The 17,523-nt window shown below is 62.5% G+C and carries 12 protein-coding genes and 5 pseudogenes; 9 read left to right on the forward strand and 8 right to left on the reverse strand.

The window, feature by feature from the left end:
* Positions 1 to 43: 43 nt before the first annotated feature.
* Positions 44 to 2,779, reverse strand: a complete 2,736-nt coding sequence (locus CJD35_RS20485) for a winged helix-turn-helix domain-containing protein (protein WP_095687538.1) — start codon at positions 2,777 to 2,779, stop codon at positions 44 to 46.
* 250 nt (positions 2,780 to 3,029) lie between these two features.
* Here CJD35_RS20485 and CJD35_RS20490 point away from each other — a divergent pair, with 250 nt between their 5' ends.
* The 3 genes from CJD35_RS20490 (at position 3,030) to CJD35_RS20495 (ending at position 5,556) form a co-directional block, all read left to right on the forward strand.
* The gene (locus tag CJD35_RS20490) at positions 3,030 to 4,397 is read left to right on the forward strand and encodes an aromatic ring-hydroxylating dioxygenase subunit alpha (RefSeq protein ID WP_095687539.1); all 1,368 of its coding nucleotides are present in this window, start codon (positions 3,030 to 3,032) and stop codon (positions 4,395 to 4,397) included.
* A gap of 45 nt (positions 4,398 to 4,442) precedes the next feature.
* A complete protein-coding gene (locus tag CJD35_RS22545; RefSeq protein WP_157742349.1) occupies positions 4,443 to 4,613 on the forward strand; it encodes a nuclear transport factor 2 family protein in 171 nt (56 codons plus the stop codon).
* 121 nt (positions 4,614 to 4,734) lie between these two features.
* Positions 4,735 to 5,556 (forward strand): IS5 family transposase, encoded by an 822-nt coding sequence (locus CJD35_RS20495; RefSeq protein WP_043153120.1) that lies wholly within the window; start codon positions 4,735 to 4,737, stop codon positions 5,554 to 5,556.
* A gap of 84 nt (positions 5,557 to 5,640) precedes the next feature.
* On the opposite strand, the gene CJD35_RS20500 is transcribed toward CJD35_RS20495, so the two are convergent.
* Entirely contained in the window at positions 5,641 to 6,180 is a 540-nt protein-coding gene (locus tag CJD35_RS20500) for a hypothetical protein (protein ID WP_053556452.1), read from the reverse strand.
* A complete protein-coding gene (locus tag CJD35_RS20505; protein ID WP_053556453.1) occupies positions 6,177 to 6,806 on the reverse strand; it encodes a recombinase family protein in 630 nt (209 codons plus the stop codon). The genes CJD35_RS20500 and CJD35_RS20505 overlap by 4 nt, the downstream gene beginning before the upstream one ends.
* A gap of 95 nt (positions 6,807 to 6,901) precedes the next feature.
* Between CJD35_RS20505 and CJD35_RS20510 the strand changes: the two are divergent.
* The 5 genes and pseudogenes from CJD35_RS20510 (at position 6,902) to CJD35_RS23265 (ending at position 12,558) form a co-directional block, all read left to right on the forward strand.
* Positions 6,902 to 9,798, forward strand: a pseudogene (locus CJD35_RS20510) (Tn3 family transposase).
* A 33-nt stretch (positions 9,799 to 9,831) separates the two neighbouring features.
* Positions 9,832 to 10,134: pseudogene (locus tag CJD35_RS20515) on the forward strand (TrbG/VirB9 family P-type conjugative transfer protein); the annotation flags it as partial.
* Between the two features lies 1 nt (position 10,135).
* Positions 10,136 to 11,017 (forward strand): TrbI/VirB10 family protein, encoded by an 882-nt coding sequence (locus CJD35_RS20520; protein ID WP_244917352.1) that lies wholly within the window; start codon positions 10,136 to 10,138, stop codon positions 11,015 to 11,017.
* An 11-nt stretch (positions 11,018 to 11,028) separates the two neighbouring features.
* Entirely contained in the window at positions 11,029 to 12,207 is a 1,179-nt protein-coding gene (locus CJD35_RS20525; protein WP_004213228.1) for an LPD7 domain-containing protein, read from the forward strand.
* 39 nt (positions 12,208 to 12,246) lie between these two features.
* Positions 12,247 to 12,558: a hypothetical protein gene (locus tag CJD35_RS23265; RefSeq protein WP_244917359.1), complete on the forward strand. Its 312-nt coding sequence runs from the start codon at positions 12,247 to 12,249 to the stop codon at positions 12,556 to 12,558.
* Here the strand turns inward: CJD35_RS23265 and CJD35_RS23270 are convergent.
* Positions 12,504 to 12,731 (reverse strand): annotated as a pseudogene (locus tag CJD35_RS23270) (Tn3 family transposase); the annotation flags it as partial. The gene CJD35_RS23265 and the pseudogene CJD35_RS23270 overlap by 55 nt on opposite strands.
* On the opposite strand from CJD35_RS23270, the pseudogene CJD35_RS20540 reads away from it, so the two are divergent.
* Positions 12,730 to 15,021, forward strand: a pseudogene (locus CJD35_RS20540) (Tn3 family transposase); the annotation flags it as partial. The pseudogenes CJD35_RS23270 and CJD35_RS20540 overlap by 2 nt on opposite strands.
* Here CJD35_RS20540 and CJD35_RS23595 read toward each other — a convergent pair.
* The 4 genes and pseudogenes from CJD35_RS23595 to CJD35_RS20560 form a co-directional block, all read right to left on the reverse strand.
* Positions 15,018 to 15,170: pseudogene (locus CJD35_RS23595) on the reverse strand (DUF4158 domain-containing protein); the annotation flags it as partial. The pseudogenes CJD35_RS20540 and CJD35_RS23595 overlap by 4 nt on opposite strands.
* A 91-nt stretch (positions 15,171 to 15,261) precedes the next feature.
* Positions 15,262 to 16,680 carry a mercury(II) reductase gene (gene merA, locus CJD35_RS20550; RefSeq protein ID WP_046765853.1) on the reverse strand — a complete coding sequence of 473 codons (1,419 nt, stop codon included), beginning with the start codon at positions 16,678 to 16,680 and terminating at the stop codon, positions 15,262 to 15,264.
* Positions 16,681 to 16,717: 37 nt separating this feature from the next.
* The gene (locus CJD35_RS20555; RefSeq protein ID WP_004213249.1) at positions 16,718 to 17,047 is read right to left on the reverse strand and encodes a heavy-metal-associated domain-containing protein; all 330 of its coding nucleotides are present in this window, start codon (positions 17,045 to 17,047) and stop codon (positions 16,718 to 16,720) included.
* A gap of 12 nt (positions 17,048 to 17,059) precedes the next feature.
* Positions 17,060 to 17,455, reverse strand: a complete 396-nt coding sequence (locus CJD35_RS20560) for a mercuric transporter MerT family protein (RefSeq protein WP_014072602.1) — start codon at positions 17,453 to 17,455, stop codon at positions 17,060 to 17,062.
* Between the last annotated feature and the right edge of the window lie 68 nt (positions 17,456 to 17,523).

Below are 17,523 nucleotides of genomic sequence, written 5' to 3' on the forward strand. Positions count from 1 at the left end.
CGGACATCATGCCGGTCCGTGTTTGCCTGATCCGCCAACCTCATCATTGAAGCAGTTGCAGGCTCCGCGCGCGCGCCAAGGCGGAGGTGCGGTTCTTCACGCCCATCTTGGCGTAGAGATTGTGCAGGTGCCATTTGACGGTGCGCACCGAGATGCCGGTCGATCCCGACATCTGCGCATTGTCGAGCCCCGCATCGAGCATCCGCAGCAGCTCCAGTTCGCGGCGGGTGAGCGGGTCGGACAAGTGAATGGCCGCGCCTGTCGCCGGCAGTTCTTGCGCGCCGACTAGCGCTACCACCTTGTCGTACATGGCCCGCGCATCGTCGCTGGCCAGCGCCAAGTCCTTCACCCGCGAATGGCGCAGCACGTTAGTGACGAGCAGGCGCTGTTCGTAAAACGGCCGTGCCGAGCCACAGGTCGCGGCATGGTTCAGCGCTCGCGACAGCGCGCGCGTCGCCTGCCGCTCGTCGCCGCTGGTCATGTGCAGCCCGCATTGCGCCAGATGCAGGTCGATGATCGCACCGCGACGGCCTGCACGCCTGGCTGTCGCAGTTTCCTGCTCGATCAAGTCGCCGGCAGCCTTGTGCTCGCCCGCCGCGGTCAGCAGCGCGATGCCCGCCATCGCCGCCGCAGTGCGCTCGTTCTCAAGCACGATGTCGTCCAGAGTAATGTATCGGCAATCCTGGCTCCAGATACCGACCCGTCGGCCGAGCGCCTGCGCATGAGCCGGATCGCCGACAGCGCAGTGAAGCCGGATGAGCGCAAGATCGAGCAGGCTGGTCAACCGCCGGGGATAGTCCGAGGCGACGCGCCGCAACTGCTCGAGGGCGATCGGCGGCGGCGCGTCCTGCGCGTGGACGGTGGCGGGGAGGAGCACCTCCAGTCCCAGCCACACGAAGTCCAGCAAACCGCAGGTCCGGCCGACCGGCAGCGCCTGCGCGGCAAGTTCGAGAGCCGTGGCCAGTTCGCCACGCTCGTAGAGCAGGCGCGCTTTGACGCAGGCGGTCACCGCGGCGATCAGCGTGTCCTCGTTCCGGCTCGCCCGCATCTGTGCTTCGAGATCGTCCAGCACGTCGCCAACGCTGTCGATGTCGCAAGCGGCAATCTCGATGGCCGCCGCGATGTTGGAGGCCCAGGCCCGGCCGTAGATGCTTGTGGTGGGTGCAACGGCGGACATCGACGTGCGTGCGGCGCTGCGCCCGGCGGTGAATTGGTTGTCGACCATAAGCGCCAACGCGAGCGTTCCCGCCGCCGCGCCGCGTTCGAACGGATCGGCGTCGGACGCGTGCTCTAGCCACTGGGGCACGATCGCCTGCAGCGCGCGCATGTCGTCCATGTGCAGCTTGAGCACGATCCTTGCCAGGCCGGCTTTGGCGCGGGCGAGCCGCTTGTGCGCATCTGACGACGAACTCGTCTCGATTTTCGCCTCCATGTCGGACACTGCCGCCGAGGCGTCTTCGTAGCGGCGTTCGAAGACGAGCGCCCACGCCAGCCAGAAGCTCGCTTCGGTGCCCGGCATGCCGCCCAGGCGCGTCACCTTGTCGGCCCAGGCGATGAACGAGGGCAGGTAGCCGTTGCGGCGCACCAGACTCCACGACAGCTTCTCGAGCAAGCGGACCGACAATGTCGAATCTTCGACCTGCACCGCAAGATCGAGCGCCGGCTCGATGAAGCCCTGGCGCTCCAGCCACTGCGCCCCGCGCCGGGCGACGTGCTGTCGGCGCTCGGCGGGCACCACCGTGTCGGCGATCCGCAACAGGTAGCGGCGGAACAGCGCGTGGAAGCGGAACCACTGGCCCTCTTCACCCAGCGTCACGATCAGGATGTTCCTGTCCACAAGGTAGCCCAGGAACCCGGCCGCGCGAGGGCCTTCAACCGACCATGTCAGCAGTTCGGGCGAGAAGCTGGCGAATGGCGCGATCTCAGCCAAGAATTGCTGAAGCTCCCCCGGCAACCGGCTCATCAGGTTTTCGAACAGGCTATCGGCCAGTCGCTGGCCCTCGAAGCGAAAGGGCGCGTCCAGGCTGGCGGGGCCGTTGCCGGTGGATGCCAGGACCTGGATTAGACGGATCGCGGCCGGCCAGCCCTCGGTCTGGGCGAGGACCTGCGCGATCGTACGCGGCGTGTAGCCGTGCATACCGGCGTCGTCGAACAGCGCCGCCACCTCCTCGGGTCCGAAGCCGAGTTCGGCCGGACCGATCGACCGCAACTGCAGCTCCATCATCGCGCGGCGCATATCAAAGGGCGCGTCGGTGGCGCACGAGACCACCAGGTGGCAATCGAACCCGGCATCGAAAGCCAGTCTGTCGATCAGCTCCCGATTTGCGTCTGCATCGCCTAGATCCGCGTTGTCGATGAAGATCGCCACTGGCTCGGGCAAGGCGGCGAGGGCGCGCGCGATTGCCGCGATCCGCTGCCGGGTGGACGGTCCGCGCCGATAGTCAAAAACCGGAGGGGCGTTCGCGGTATCGAGGCCAAGATGCTGCTCCAGAGCGTCGATCGCAGAGGCCTGGCCGCTGTCGTAGGCATCGATGCCCACCCACAGACAGGGCGGGCCTGCCGCGGTGCGCAGGCGGAACAGCTCGGCCAGCATGACCGTCTTCCCATATCCCGGCGGCGCCGTGACCAAGGTGAGCCGGGGCAGGGCGTTGTCCTCAAGGAGCGCCAGCGCCTTGCTCCTGACCGCGGTGAAGGCATAGCGAGGTGGGGCCAGGCGGAACGCGTTGGTCGTCGACGTGCCGGCATCGACCTCATCTTCGGACGTTTCCTGTCCATCCACTGCGGTTCACCTCCCGTCGCAACGCCATTCGCGCCATCGTTGTCTCGTGAGCGGCAATAGGGGCACGCTCGCCAAAGGTGAAGCTATGCGCCGCCTCTCTTTGCGACGGCTGTGAGCCGGTCGCCCGCAAATAAAGCGCGGTCGGGTTTGTAAACCAATACTTTGGGTCGGTGCGACCCGCCCCCGGGCCTGTCAGAGTTCCTTCACAGACGGCGAAGAGCCGATGACGCGGCAAGTCGAGAGGATGCACATGCTCAAAAATCCCAACCAGGCCTCGCCCACGCCGACGTGGTCTCCGGAAGCGATCAAAGGCTTGTTCAGCGAAGACGGCGGGTTCGTCGATCCGCGCATCTACACCGACGCCGGCATCTACGAGCTGGAGCAGGAAATGATCTTCGGGCGCTCGTGGCTGATGCTGGGCCACGAGACGCATGTGCCCAAGCCGGGCGACTTCCTGTCCACCTACATGGGCGACGACCCGGTCATCATGGTGCGCCAAAAAGACGGCAGCATCCGCGTGTTCCTGAACCAGTGCCGCCACCGCGGCATGCGCATCTGCCGGGAAGACTTGGGCAACGCCAAGAGCTTTACTTGCACCTACCACGGTTGGGCCTACGACACGAAGGGCATGCTGGTCAGCGTTCCCTTCGAGGAGCGCGCCTACGGCAAGTGCCTCAACAAGGCGGAGTGGAGCCCCAAGCAGGCGCGGGTCGAGATCTACAAGGGCCTGGTCTTCGCCAATTGGGATCCTGAAGCGCCTTCGCTGGCCGAGTGGATCAGCGATGCCGGCCTCTACCTCGACTTCATGCTCGACCGCTCGGAGGAAGGCACCGAAGCGATCGGCGGCATCCAAAAGTGGATCATCCCGTGCAACTGGAAGTTCGCGGCCGAGCAGTTCGTGACCGACTTCTATCATGCCAGCACGGTGTCGCACCTCAGCGGCTTCACCGCAGGCCTGCCCGAGGGCGTCGAGCTGCATGAGATCGAGATGCCCACCGAAGGCGTGCAGTTCCGGTCCGAGTGGGGTGGCCACGGTAGCGGCTTCATGCTGCGCAACGCCGCGGTGCTGGCGGGCGTGATGGGCCGCGATGTCGCCGGGTTCTGGATGGAAGGCCCGCACGCCGAGGAGGCCGAGCGGCGCCTGGGAAGCGCGGAATTTGCCAAGCATCCGGTGGGCAACCACATCACGATCTTTCCGACGATGTCGGCGCTTCCGGGCGTGAATACGGTGCGCACCTGGCACCCGCGTGGGCCGGAGGAAACCGAGATCTGGGTGTTCACGGTCATCGATAAGACCGCACCGGCCGAGATCAAGGAACTCTACCGCCGCCAGAACATCCGTACCTTCTCGGCCGGCGGCGTGTTCGAGCAGGACGACGGCGAGAACTGGGTTGAGATCCAACGCGTGCTGCGGGGTCACCAGGCCCGCAACACGCCCTTCAACGTGCAGATGGGCATGGGCATGCGCGACACCGGCAACCCGGTCTATCCCGGCCGGACCGGATACGTCTTCTCGGAAGACGCCGCGCGCGGCTTCTACAGCCACTGGCAGCGCATGCTGACCGAGCCGAGCTGGGAGACGCTGGCGCCCGACACCATGGCCATGGCCGCCGAGTAAGCGATCAGCCGTACCTGCGGGGTACGGCGACGGGAGAGGATGCAAATGCCTACATTGTTGAAGGAGCCGGTCGCCGCGTTCGATCCGGCCAGGGTCGGAGTCGAGCTGCAACACGAGATCGAGCAATTCTATTATCGAGAGGCGGCGCTGCTCGACCGCCGCGAGTTCAAGACCTGGTTGTCGCTGCTGGCCCAAGACGGGGTCGGTTCCGGCTGAGGGCGAAATGACACCCTAAGAGCCCGATCCGAAATTAAGTTGAGTGGTATCAGCGGGTTAGCTTGACGCTTGCCGCAGTCGTTGATTCAGGGGTTTTGCAACAAACTTCCGGAGATCAACGATGTGGACCGATACCACTCGGGCGCAATATGCCCGCGCGGGACTGACTTTGCCAAGCGATTTGACCGATGCCGAATGGTCGGTGCTCGAACCTTTCTTGCCGCCACCCTCCCACGTAGGCCGTCCGCGCAAATGGCCGCTGCGACGGATCGTCGAGGCGATCCTGTATCTGCTGCGTGGGGGGCTGCCGTGGCGAATGCTGCCGCCCTGCTTTCCGCCGGTCTCGACGGTTCGGCGCTGGTTTTACCTGTGGCGCGATAACAAACTGTGGCTCTCGCTCAATCATACCCTGCTGTTGATGGCGCGTGAAGCGACAGGCCGCGAGGCTTCGCCCAGTGCTGGCGTGATCGATAGTCAGAGCGTGAAAACAACGGAAAGTGGCGGCCCTCGCGGCTTTGACGCGGGCAAAAAAATCAAGGGGCGCAAGCGCCACATCCTCACCGACACCGAGGGCCATTTGGTTCATGCGGTGATCCATACCGCCGACATTCAGGACCGCGACGGCGCGCCGCTGGTCCTGCGTGAAATCATCCACCGCTTTCCATGGCTGCGCCATGTCTTTGCCGATGGCGGCTATGCTGGCGACAAGCTCAGGGAAGCCCTCCGGCGTACCGGCAAATGGACTGTCGAGATCGTCAAGCGATCCGATGTTGCAAAAGGCTTCGTGGTTCTTCCGCGCCGCTGGGTCGTCGAGCGAACACTGGCTTGGCTGAACCGCAACCGTCGGCTCGCCAAGGACTTTGAACAGACCATCGCATCGGCAACTGCGTGGCTGTTCATAGCTTCCATCCAGCTATTCGCGCGTCGCATCGCAAGACTATGAAATTTCATCGGATAATTATGAATCAGGCTCTAAGGGAATAGCTGTCCTTGCCGTCGCCGCGGCTGCCATTGATCACAAACTGCGTCACTCTCGATGGATAGAACATTCCGTCAGCCACCTTGCAGGCATGACGTTGACCGCTGCCCTCAAAGGTATGCGATAGAAGTTCATCGTTCGATAGCTCCATGCATATGGCACGCAGTGCTTCATGACGGCGGTATGCAGGAAGAACTGAAATTCTTCCGGGGCATGCCGGACCGATTCTAAAAACGAGTGTTGGGTTTGCCGGTCAGCACCGAACTCGTTCAACGCCTTCAATCTCAGATTATCCGCATAAGCTCCGACTGAGAGTAGAGAGCCCGCCAGCGCCACCGCTACAAAAATGGGGCCTCGAACGATCGAAAACCGAGCCGGTATCAAAAAGCTGGTCGCTCCGACCGCGAAGCAAGCGGATACGATCCAGAGCCAGTGAGGCGCGCCCAGTCTATCTGACCAGATCGTCGCGAGGAATACTGGCTTCAGCAAGCTACCGAAGACGAAGCCTGCAATCGCCAGGTACGTAATGCATCCAAGCGCGGCGGTCTTCATCCTGTGCTTTCGTCCGACATCCGGCGCGACGCTCATGCCGCCACCTCGACCTTGTGATCCATGTCCGCCCTGGAGCGTCCGACGATTGCGGCGACAGTATTCTTGCTGAGGCCGAGGTCCCGGGCTATCCAGCGATAGCTGCGCCCCTCGGCAACAAGGGCTAGCACCTTGGGGGCAAGCCGATCCGACTTCGGGCGGACGCCGGTCTGCCGCCCGAGTTTCCGACCCCGCGCCCGTGCCGCGGCGAGGCCGGAGCGAACCCGCTCGCTGAGCATGTCGCGCTCGAACTGCGCAATGCCTGCGAGCATCGTCGCCATCATACGACCGTGCGGCGTATCGACCTCGAAGGTCATGCCGCTCATCGCGACCACCGACACGCGCCAGCCCGACAGCCGGTTGAGCGTATCGAGCAGGTCCTGCGTCGAGCGCCCCCAACGACTGAGTTCGGTGACAAGGATCGCATCAATGTGGCGCGCCTGGGCCAGCTTCATCACTTCGGCACGTGCCGATCGGTTGGCCTTCATCCCCGAGGCGGTTTCTCGAAAGACCTCGACCACCTCATAGCCGCCACGCTCGGCAAAACCGGCGAGGTCGCGAAGCTGCCGCTCGCACGACTGGTCGGCTGTCGAGACCCTGGCGTAGATGGCGGCGCGCTGTCCCAATTGAACCCTTCTGGAATTAGGCCTCGAAAAGCCTTGATCTGCGTGGGGTCAGTGTTGTCCAAAACAGACTTCTGTTCAATAGGGACAAGCCGTGCATGCCGAGACGCCATATCCTCAGCGCCCGACAGCGTTCGGCCCTACTCGACCTGCCGACTGACGAAGCGGCGCTGCTGCGGCATTATATTCTGGCAGCCGATGACCTGATCCATATCGACCGGCGGCGCCGACCGGAGAACCGCATCGGGTTCGCCCTGCAGTTGTGTGCGCTGCGATATCCAGGTCGGACGCTTGCTCCCGGCGAACTGATCCCCCACGCCGTGTCCGCCTTTCTAGGTGCCCAGCTTGGCATCGCTGGCGACACGCTCGCGTCCTATGCCGTTCGACGCCAAACCCGGCACCAGCACATGGAGGCGCTGCGCCGCATCTACGGATACAGGATGTTCCCCGGACAGGGACCGCATGCCAGGGCGTTCCGGGATTGGCTTCTCGCCGAAGCCGAGCAGGCACGCTCAAACGACGACCTTGCCCGGCGCTTCATTGCCCGCTGCCGTGAAACCATGACCATCCTGCCAGCGATCACGACAATCGAGCGGTTGTGCGCGGACGCGCTCGTCGCCGCCGAACGCCAGATCGAGAAGCGGATCGCAGCCCGTCTCGATCCCGTCGCCTGTGATGGGCTCGACCGACTGACTACCGAGATGCTGCCGGGGGCGATCAGCCGCTTCATCTGGCTGCGCCGGATTGAGCCGGGCAACAACTCCGCCGCGGCGAACCGGCTGCTCGACCGGCTCGAGTTCCTGCGCGCGATGAACCTCAATGATGGTTTACTTGCCGGTGTTCCACCGCATCGCGTCGCCCGGCTACGCCGGCAGGGCGAGCGCTACTTCGCCGATGGCCTGCGCGATCTCGGCGCCGATCGGCGCCGCGCTATCATGGCGGTTTGCGTCATTGAATGGGCCACTGCGACGGCGGATGCGGTGATCGAAACACATGACCGGATCGTTGGCCGCACCTGGCGCGACGCGAAGCAACTGCATGACGCGCGGGTCGTAGAAACCAGAGGCGCTACCACTGCGACTTTGAACGGCTTCACTGCACTCGGTCAATCATTGCTCGAAGCGCATGGCGACGGCGCGTCGCTGGAAGATGCGGTCGCGCGCGGGGCGGGATGGGAACGGCTCACCAGTCTCGTCGCTACGGCCAAGACGTTGACGGACACCTTGGGCGACGATCCGCTGGCCTATGTTGATCAGGGGTATCACCGCTTCCGTCGGTATGCCCGCGCATGCTGCGATGCCTCGACCTCAAAGCTGCGGCGGTTGCACGGCCTTTGCTGGACGCGGCTACCGCCATCGCTACCAGGGGCGCAGTTCCGGCGGCCGACGATTTCTTGCGCCCGCATTCCAAATGGCGGCGACAGTTGCGGGCGAAGGGCGATGATGATGCCCGCCTCCGGGAAGTCGCGGTCATGTTCCACCTGCGCGACGCGCTGCGCTCGGGCGACATCTGGTTCGACCGCTCGCATCGGTATGGTGACCTGCGCCACGTCCTCGTGCCGATGGCGGTCGCGCATGCCGCGAAGCTAGCGGTCCCGTCCGACCCGCATGTCTGGCTGGCTGACCGCAAGGTGCGTCTCGCCGATGGCCTTGCCCGGCTCGGTCGCGCCGCGCGCAGCGGTACAATTCCGAAAGGCAGCATCGAAGACGGCACGCTGCGCATTGATCGCCTCACCGCCGACGCGCCGGATGGGATCGAGGATCTGATGCTCGATCTGTATCGCCGCCTGCCGCCCGTCCGCATCACCGATCTGCTGCTCGAAGTCGATACCGCGCTGGGTTTCACCGATGCCTTCACGCATCTGCGCACCGGCGTGCCGTGCGGCGACCGAATTGGTCTGCTCAACGTCCTGCTCGCCGAGGGCCTGAATTTGGGCCTGCGTAAGATGGCAGAGGCTTCCAACACCCACGACTATTGGCAACTCTCCCGTCTCGCGCGCTGGCACGTCGAAAGCGAGGCGATCGACCAGGCGCTGGCCAACGTGGTCGCGGCGCAAGGGGCGCTGCCGATGGCCCAGGTGTGGGGTATGGGTAGAGCCGCATCGGCCGATGGCCAGTTCTTCCCCGCAGCACGGCAGGGCGAGGCGATGAACACGATCAACGCCCGCTACGGCAACGATCCCGGAATCAAGGCCTATACTCACGTCAACGACCGCTTCGCGCCGTTTGCATCGCGGACTATTCCAGCCACAGTCAGCGAAGCACCTTACCTGCTCGACGGGCTGACGATGAATGAGGCAGGGCGACGGATCGAAGAGCAATACGCCGACACTGGCGGGTTCACCGATCATCTGTTCGGGATCAGCGCCATGCTCGGCTACCGCCTTGTGCTGCGCATCCGCGACCTCCCATCCAAACGACTGTACGTATTCGACCCTGCCACCACGCCGAGCGAGCTGCGCCCGCTGGTGGGCGGCAAGGTTCGTGAGGCGCTGATCGTTTCCAACTGGCCCGACCTGTTCCGCTGCGCCGCCACCATGAGCGCGGGGCAGGTCGCGCCGAGCAGCATCTTGCGCAAGCTCGCCGCCTATCCGCGCCAGAACGATCTTGCAGCCGCGCTGCGCGAGGTGGGCCGGATCGAGCGGACGCTATTCATCGTCGAATGGATTCTCGACGCCGGTATGCAGCGCCGTGCACAGGTGGGCCTCAACAAAGGTGAGGCACATCATGCGTTGAAAAATGCCCTGCGCATTGGCCGTCAGGGCGAAATCCGCGACCGCACGACGGAGGGTCAGCATTACCGGATCGCTGGCCTCAACCTACTGACCGCCATCATCGTCTACTGGAACACCCTGCATCTCGGCCATGCCGTCGAAGCTCGCCGCCGCGAAGGGCTCGATACCCCCGACCATCTTCTCGCCCATATCTCGCCGCTCGGGTGGGCCCACATCCTTCTCACTGGTGAGTACCTTTGGCCCAAGGACTCCGCCGCTTAGGGTGTCATTCCGCCCTCAGCCAGAACTGACCCCCAAGGATCGACGGCCATCCAGCCCTCCGAAGTGTCTGACAATGGACAGTTCACCGTGATGCGCTTCCCCAACCAGCGTGAATTGCCGGCGTTCTTCGTCGTCAATCCTGATGGATCGGAAGCCATCGCCTCCTTCGATGTGCGCGATGAATATGTGGTGCTGCACGGGGTTTACAGGACAATCCGGCTGCGCCGGGGCCTCGAAGTGCTCTGCATCCACAATCAGAAAACCGACTATTACGGGCGCGATCCCAAAACTGACACGGCCTCTGGCCTAGTCGAGCGAACCACGGGGGTTCAATAAAATGGCTGCGAACGATCATGACAACGCGCCGCATGGCGACAACATCATCTCGCAGGGCGAGACGGTCGAAAACCGGCCCCTCGCGTCTGAGCCGGTGCCCGATCCCGAAGATATTGAGCGGCAAAGCGAGCGCCAGGCGAAGATTGCCGCTCTGCCGAACAGGTCGATCGACCCCAAAAAGGCGGTCGTTCTCGCGGCGGTTGCCTGCGGCGCGATCGTTCTCGGTTTCAGCACAATCGACGCGATGCGGAGCGATCCAACCGAAAAGGCCGAGAAAGCGGAAAAGCCGGATGAAAGGCAGCTCGCCAACTACGATCCCAAGTCGATCATAGCGCCCACGCTTGCCGATGCGCCAAATGATCCGAACGCGCCGGTGCCCATGACGGAAGTGCCGGCGCTTGATGGAAGCCAAGCGCCCCGCACGGGCGGCGCGAATGGCCGCCCCCAAAAGTCTGAGGGGCAAGTCATCGCTGAGGCCCAACGCCGCGCCGGGATCATGGCTTATGGTGGCGAAAACGGCGGCGGGGTCGGTGGAGCGGTGGCAGCTGCCACCGGCCTGCCCATGGGCGGCGGCACAGGAGCACAGGGCGCGCAGTTGATTGGTGCGTCGGCCGATGGTGATGGGCAAGGTGGATCGCGCCGGACAAATCTCGAAAACATGCGCCAAACCTCGCAAATTGATCGGGTGTCAGGCCGCGACATTGGCAACCGCGATATGCTGATCCTCGCAGGGTCGTTCATTCCGTGCGTGCTGCAAACGGCGATGGATTCCAGTCAGCCCGGATATGTCAGCTGCATCATTCCCCGCGACATTTATTCGGACAACGGCCGCGTCGTCCTGCTGGAAAAGGGAAGGCCAGCGCCGGGATCTAGTTCTAAGTGAAGGAGAAGAATATGGCCGATGATGACACAAGCCAGCGCGGTGCATCTGAGCCACGCCCTTTCGAAGTTCGCGGCGGACCGGGGAACAGCAAACAGTCGTTCGCTACTCTTCCCGATGCGATGCAGGCTTACGTCAAGGCGGACAATGGCGATCATTCGCTGACGATGCAGAAAGGTGGCAAAACTGCTTGGCTAGCATCCACGGACTGGCAGAACGATGGCTCAACGCCGGTGGGGCAATACTTAAGCCCTGCTATTAGGGACTATCATAGCGCCGTAAAACGCGGGGCGCCTGCCGCTGAATTGGAGCCCCGCGAGCGCGCCGCGCTGGCCGATGTTGAGGCTTGGCCTCGGACGGTAAAGCGCGAAGCGGCACCATCGGCCCCGGCCGACAAGGCGCTGAATATTGTTGAGGGCGAACGGTCGAAGGCGGAAAAATCAGAGCCTGCGCCCTCCCGCGCCGACGCTCCGTCGAAGACGGCGAACCAAGACAAGAAGGTCGAGGATACAACCTTGGCCCTTCCGGCGCAGATCGAACGCAAATATCTGCGCGTAGGCGACGATCTGTTTCGGAGCGGCCGCGATGAAAAGCCCGATATGTCGATCAAGGGACAAGATGGCATTCGGATCAACAAGGACCATGCGATTGGCGATGCGGTCGCCATTGCGAAGCATAATGGCTGGCAGTCGATCCGTGTTCATGGCAGCGATGATTTCAAGAAGGCGGTCTATCTGGAAGCCGCCCGCGCCGGTGTCGCCGTCAAAGACTTCGAGCCTTCTCCCCAGCTGAAGCTTGAGGGAGAAAGACTGGCGGCGCGTGACAAGGCGCGCGAAGCTCAAGACCCTACGAAAAGAGCGAGCATGGCAAAGCAAGACCCTACCGAGTCTCGCGCAGCGGCCGAGCAATTCCGCCGTAACTCCCACCGCGAGAATGCGACCGATCCGCAATTCAAGGCCGCGCAGTCGCACGTCCTGGCGGCCTCAATCGAAGCTAAAACGCGCTTTCCCAAAAAGGAGGATCAGGCGCGCTACATCGAGAACGCGAAGGAAACGGTGGCCAAGCGGATTGAGAACGGCGGACCGATTCCTGCGGCCCGTTTCGAGCAACAGCGCCAGAACGAGGCTACCCGCATAGCGCGCGAGGATTTGACGCTTCGCCAGCAGGAGCGGAAGCCGTCCCGCTCGCGCTAAGTGCATGGCACATGCCTTTTGGAAACAGGAAACCGCACGATGAACATTCCCCGGTCTGATCCGGTGCCATCGAGAGGCGTGTCCGATCTCGATCGTCACATTGAAACCTTGCTTCGCGTGATTCATTCCAGAAACCTCGCTTGGTCTGATCTAAGCGAAGTGGGTAAACAGGTGGAACGCCCTCTGACGGACGTTGAGCAATTGCTTACAAATGTGGGCGACGACGCCCATGAAATCACCCTTGCTACCGAGACGATCATAACAGCTCTCAAGCTGCAACGTGATGCGCTCGCGATCCAAAGCTCTCGCCGTAGAACACGCTTCGCCTCGCCTTTGTTGAGACCGGCCTGACAGGCACGTCGCAGTTCCGGTTGTTCAAGCCAATCGAGCGTGAACAAAGTGCGCTCGATACGGCCCAGTTCAGCCAATGCAAAATCCAGCCTGTTCTGGCGTTTGTAGGCGGCAAGTTTTCGCAAGATTACTGACGGCGCCACCGTGCCATCCTTGATTGAGGCGACAATCCTGGCTGCACAAATCGCTTTGATGCGACATCCCGGCTTTGGTCTGCAACCCGAGATCGGGCTTCCCGACGTCATTCTTCAGTACCTCGCGGCACAGTTATTCGTCGATCCTTCCTCCTTCTCTGCATATGGTCAGCGCGCGCAAACCCGTACCGATCATGCCGATCTCGTGGCGCGTTATCTTGGCATACGCCCGTTTCGACGCGGCGACCTGGCACTTGCCCTGAATCTTGCCGCGCAAGCCGCCGAGTATACAGACAGAGGTGAACCGATTGTTCGCGCCCTCATGGTTGGCCTGAAGGGTGAGCGGTTCATTCTTCCGTCAGGCGACACACTGGAACGCGCCGGTCTTGCTGGCCGGGCACGCGCACGCAAAGCTGCCGCAGCCGCAATCGTCGAAGGCCTCAGCTCTGCTGAACTGACACGGCTAGACGAACTCGTAATCAACAACCCGGATTTCGGCATGACACCGCTGGCGTGGTTGCGTAATTTCGAAGAAGCCCCGACTGCGGCCAATATCAATGGCTTGCTTGAGCGCCTGCGCTATGTTCGCGGCATAGGTATCCACCCGGTAGTTGGGGGCGCCATTCCGGAATTCCGCTTTGCCCAATTTGTCCGCGAGGGCGGCGTGGCACCGGCATTCCTGCTTTCGGATTACAGCGTCAATCGCAGGCGGGCGACGTTGACGGCCGCAGTGATCGACCTTGAGGCCAGACTTGCCGATGCCGCGATCCAAATGTTTGACCGACTTATCGGCGGCATGTTCACGCGCGCGCGGCGTGGGCGCGAGCGTCGCTACCAAGATAGTATTCAGTCGGTGGGGCAACTCATGCGGCTGTTTGGCGCCACGATTACAGCACTTGATGAGGCTGTCCAGAATGGCGGCGATCCGCTCGAATTGATTGACGAAGCGGTGGGCTGGCACCGGCTTGTTGCGGCAAAGGCCCAAGTAGATGCCCTTGCTGATCTTGCCGGCGAGGACGCACTGGTAACGGCAACCGAGCGTTACGCCACGCTACGGCGTTTCAGCCCGGCATTTCTGGACGCCTTCACCTTCAAGGCGTCTGGAACAGGGACGGCACTGATCAAAGCCATCGATGTCATTCGCGATGCGAACACACGAAAGTCGCGCGACCTTCCCGATGGCGTTCCACTGCCATTCCCCAATCGGCAGTGGAAGCGTCTCATCACCGAAAGCGGCCGTATCGACCGCCGACGTTATGAAATTGCGATCATGGCAACCTTGCGTGATCGTTTGCGCGCCGGTGATGTATGGATCGAGGGAACCCGCAACTATCAGCGCTTCGATGCCTATTTGCTGGGTCGGCGCGACGCCGCCAAAGTGGCGGATGTGCTTCCGTTCGATTCAAATGCTGCATCCTACCTCGCTGACCGGGCACGAAATCTTGACTGGCGGCTGCGCCGATTTGCCAAGCAGTTGAAAACAAACAAGCTTGAGGGAGTGTCGCTCGAACGAGACCGGCTCAAGCTTCAGCAAATGCCGCCTGTCACCCCACCGGAAGCTGAAGCCCTCGATCGCAAGCTCGATACCCTGCTTCCCCGCGTGCGCATCACCGAGCTGCTGCTTGAAGTCGCCGAACGCACTGGTTTTTTGAACGCATTCCGTGACCTGCGCTCAGGCAAGGAGCACGACAACCCCAGCACGGTACTCGCCGCAATTCTGGCTGATGGCACCAACCTCGGGCTGGAGCGGATGGCCAATGCCAGCGAAGGCGTCAGCTATGCCCAACTCGCATGGACCCACAACTGGTATCTTTCACCCGAGAACTATCAGGCCGCGCTGGCCATGATCATCTCAGCCCATCACGAATTACCCTTCGCGCGGCATTGGGGCGCTGGCACCAGTTCGTCGTCCGATGGCCAGTTCTTCCGGTCGGGGCGGAGCCGTTCAGGGGCGGCGGACGTCAATGCCAAATATGGCGCCGAACCTGGCGTGAAAATCTATTCTCACCTTTCCGATCACTTCGCATCATTCGGATCACGGATCATGTCCGCGACGGCAGGTGAAGCGCCTTACGTGCTCGACGGGCTTGTCCTGGGCGCCGGCAACCTTCCGTTGCATGAGCACTATACCGATACCGGCGGCGCCACCGATCATGTTTTCGCACTCTGCCACCTACTCGGGTTCCGCTTCGCGCCCCGGCTGCGCGATATTGGCGACCGCAAGCTGGGTTCGATCGCTGCGCCATCGACATACAAGGGCATCGAAAATCTGATGGGCCGCACCATCAAAACGGCAGCGATCGAGGCCGATTGGGATGACATCGTCAGACCGAGGCGATTTGCTGGACCATAGCGGCGCCCAACCAATTCAACATCTTCCGCAGAAAGGGTATAATGCCCAATGATCGCGGTTTCTTGGACAGGAGGATCGAACAGGCGCCGGCGCTCGTCTCCGGTCAGAAGTCGGCGTCGTGCCATTTTGCTCTCCCGCTGAGGCGAATAACAAAATTGACACCAAAGCGGCTTGCACTGGAGGGAGGCCATTCGTTGCCGGTTGATCCCCGAGCAATCACCCGGCGCAGCAAGACAGTTTGGCGACATCCTTATCAAACGTTTGGGCCGCCAGTTTGAGGCCTTCCACAGTGGTCAGGTAAGGAAATATCGTTGCACCCAATTCCAGGGTGGTCATGCCGTGTTTGATCGCCAGCACCAGTGTCTGGATCGAATCCGCGCCTTCGGGTGCCATGATCTGGCCGCCCAGCAAACGGTCGTTCGCCTTGTCGGCAATCAGTTTGATGAGACCCCGCGTATCGCGTGCTGCCAGTGCCCTTGGCACAGCATCGAGCGGGAGCAGCGAAACCTTGATGTCCAGGCCTTGCGCCCGTGCTGTCGTTTCAGTGAGGCCGGCGCTGGCGACTTGCGGGTCGGTGAAGACGACGGATGGCATGGAGGAATTGTCGTAGCGGTATTGGTTGCCCGTCACCGCGTTGCGCGCGGCCAGTTTTGCGCCATAGGCGGCCATGTAGACGAACTGGTCCCGTCCCGTTACATCGCCCGCCGCGTAAATGCCTGGAACCGACGTTTCGAGGTGGTCATCGACGACGATTCCACCATTACGGGCAAGCACTATGCCGCGCTCCTCCAGCCCAAGCCCGTCGCTATTGGGTCGGCGTCCGGTGGCGATGAGCACCTGTTCCGCCGCGACGGTGTCACAATGCCCCTCGCAGGTCAATTCGACCCCGCTCTGTGTTTGGGCGATACGCTGATAGCCGACACCTGCGCAAACCCGCACGCCCTCGGCTTCCAAATAGTTTTTCAGCGCGGCACTCACTTCCGGGTCCATTTCGGGGAGCAGGCGGCTTCGGCAGCAGATGGTGACATCAACGCCCAGACGCGAAAACATCTGTCCCAGTTCTACCCCGATCACCCCGCCACCGATCACCAGCAGCGATTTGGGCAAGCGATCCAGCGCCAGCGCCGATGTGCTGGTTAGGTAGGGCACGCTGTCCATCCCCGGAATCGGCGGCACGGCGGCGTGCGCACCCATCACCAATATGACCTTGCCGACCTTCATGGGCGCATCGCCGACAATCAGCGCACCATCGGCAAAGCGTGCCTTGCCCTCGATATAGCTCACACCGTCATAGGCGGGCAGCAGATCGACATATTTTTTTTGGCGCAGCGTCGTGACAAGATCGTCCTTCGACGCCGCCAATACGGACCAGTCATCCATCTGGACAGCGCCCCCAAGGCCGGGAAAGCGCGCGGCGGCAAGCCCACCATGCACCGCTTCGGCGGCGCGGATCAGCGTCTTGGAAGGAACGCAGCCAACATTGACACAGGTGCCGCCAATCGTGCCGTGACCGACGAGCGCCACTTTCGCGCCCAGATCGGCAGCGGCGATCGCGGCGGAGAACCCGGCAGAACCCGCGCCGATGACGGCCACGTCAAATCCTTCCTGCCCGGGGCGGTTGCAACAGTCGTTCATTGCTTATCGCTTTCTTGAGGCGCTGGCGGCGCCCCGCTCAGTTTTGAATAGCGCGCGCCGGATAACCCGCGTTGGTTGATGCAGCGGCAATCGCAGCAGCATTGGTGCGGCGCGGGTTATAGGTTGCGCGCGCGGTCTTGGCTGCGAAATCGACCGTGACCGCCGTTACCCCGGCGACGCCTTCCATCGCCTTCTTCACGGTGATCGGGCAGGTGGCGCAGGTCATGTTCTCTATGGCAAAGGTGGTTTGCTTCTGAGCGGTTGCGGTAGCCGCGGGGCGATCTTGCGCCGTGCCACTAACTGCATAGGCGACCCCGCCGCCAGCCATAGCCAGCACGGCCATAGCGATACATACTGTCTTTTTCATGGGTATTTCCTTTCAATAGAACCAGGGTGCCCACCAGTCGATGGTGAGCGCCAGGATGGCGACGGCAAGGCCCAGCCACAGCACCGCCTTGGTGGTCCAAGCCGATTGTGGACGAGCGCAGTAGGAACCGTCTTCACAGGGCGGTTTCGGCTTGAAATAGACATGCCAGAAGCCGTAGCCGAGCAGCGCGAGCGTTACGCCTGCGACATAGGGCTTGTAAGGTTCGAGCGCCGTCAGGTTGGCGATCCACGCGCCGGAAATTCCGAGCATAACCAACAGTAGCGGGACGACGCAGCAAGCCGAGGCGAGCCCCGCGCCGATCAATGCGCCCGCCGCAACCCAGTTTGCCTGCTTCGGCTCGTGGTTTTCGGTGAGGGCTGGCTGTCCCGCTTCCGGCGTTGAGACCATGGCTTGAATCCCTTGTTCCAACTGAGTGATTCGCAGTGTAGGCTCTGTAGCCACTACAGACTCAAGAG

Origin of the sequence: Sphingobium xenophagum (assembly GCF_002288285.1) — a bacterium.
Lineage (GTDB): Bacteria > Pseudomonadota > Alphaproteobacteria > Sphingomonadales > Sphingomonadaceae > Sphingobium > Sphingobium xenophagum.

Coding starts and splice junctions, on each gene's coding strand:
- CJD35_RS20490 (WP_095687539.1), top strand. CDS start 3,030: ATGCTCAAAAATCCCAACCAGGCCTCGCCCACGCCGACGTGGTCTCCG.
- CJD35_RS22545 (WP_157742349.1), top strand. CDS start 4,443: ATGCCTACATTGTTGAAGGAGCCGGTCGCCGCGTTCGATCCGGCCAGG.
- CJD35_RS20495 (WP_043153120.1), top strand. CDS start 4,735: ATGTGGACCGATACCACTCGGGCGCAATATGCCCGCGCGGGACTGACT.
- CJD35_RS20500 (WP_053556452.1), bottom strand. CDS start 6,180: ATGAGCGTCGCGCCGGATGTCGGACGAAAGCACAGGATGAAGACCGCC.
- CJD35_RS20520 (WP_244917352.1), top strand. CDS start 10,136: ATGGCTGCGAACGATCATGACAACGCGCCGCATGGCGACAACATCATC.
- CJD35_RS20525 (WP_004213228.1), top strand. CDS start 11,029: ATGGCCGATGATGACACAAGCCAGCGCGGTGCATCTGAGCCACGCCCT.
- CJD35_RS23265 (WP_244917359.1), top strand. CDS start 12,247: ATGAACATTCCCCGGTCTGATCCGGTGCCATCGAGAGGCGTGTCCGAT.
- merA (WP_046765853.1), bottom strand. CDS start 16,680: ATGAACGACTGTTGCAACCGCCCCGGGCAGGAAGGATTTGACGTGGCC.
- CJD35_RS20555 (WP_004213249.1), bottom strand. CDS start 17,047: ATGAAAAAGACAGTATGTATCGCTATGGCCGTGCTGGCTATGGCTGGC.
- CJD35_RS20560 (WP_014072602.1), bottom strand. CDS start 17,455: ATGGTCTCAACGCCGGAAGCGGGACAGCCAGCCCTCACCGAAAACCAC.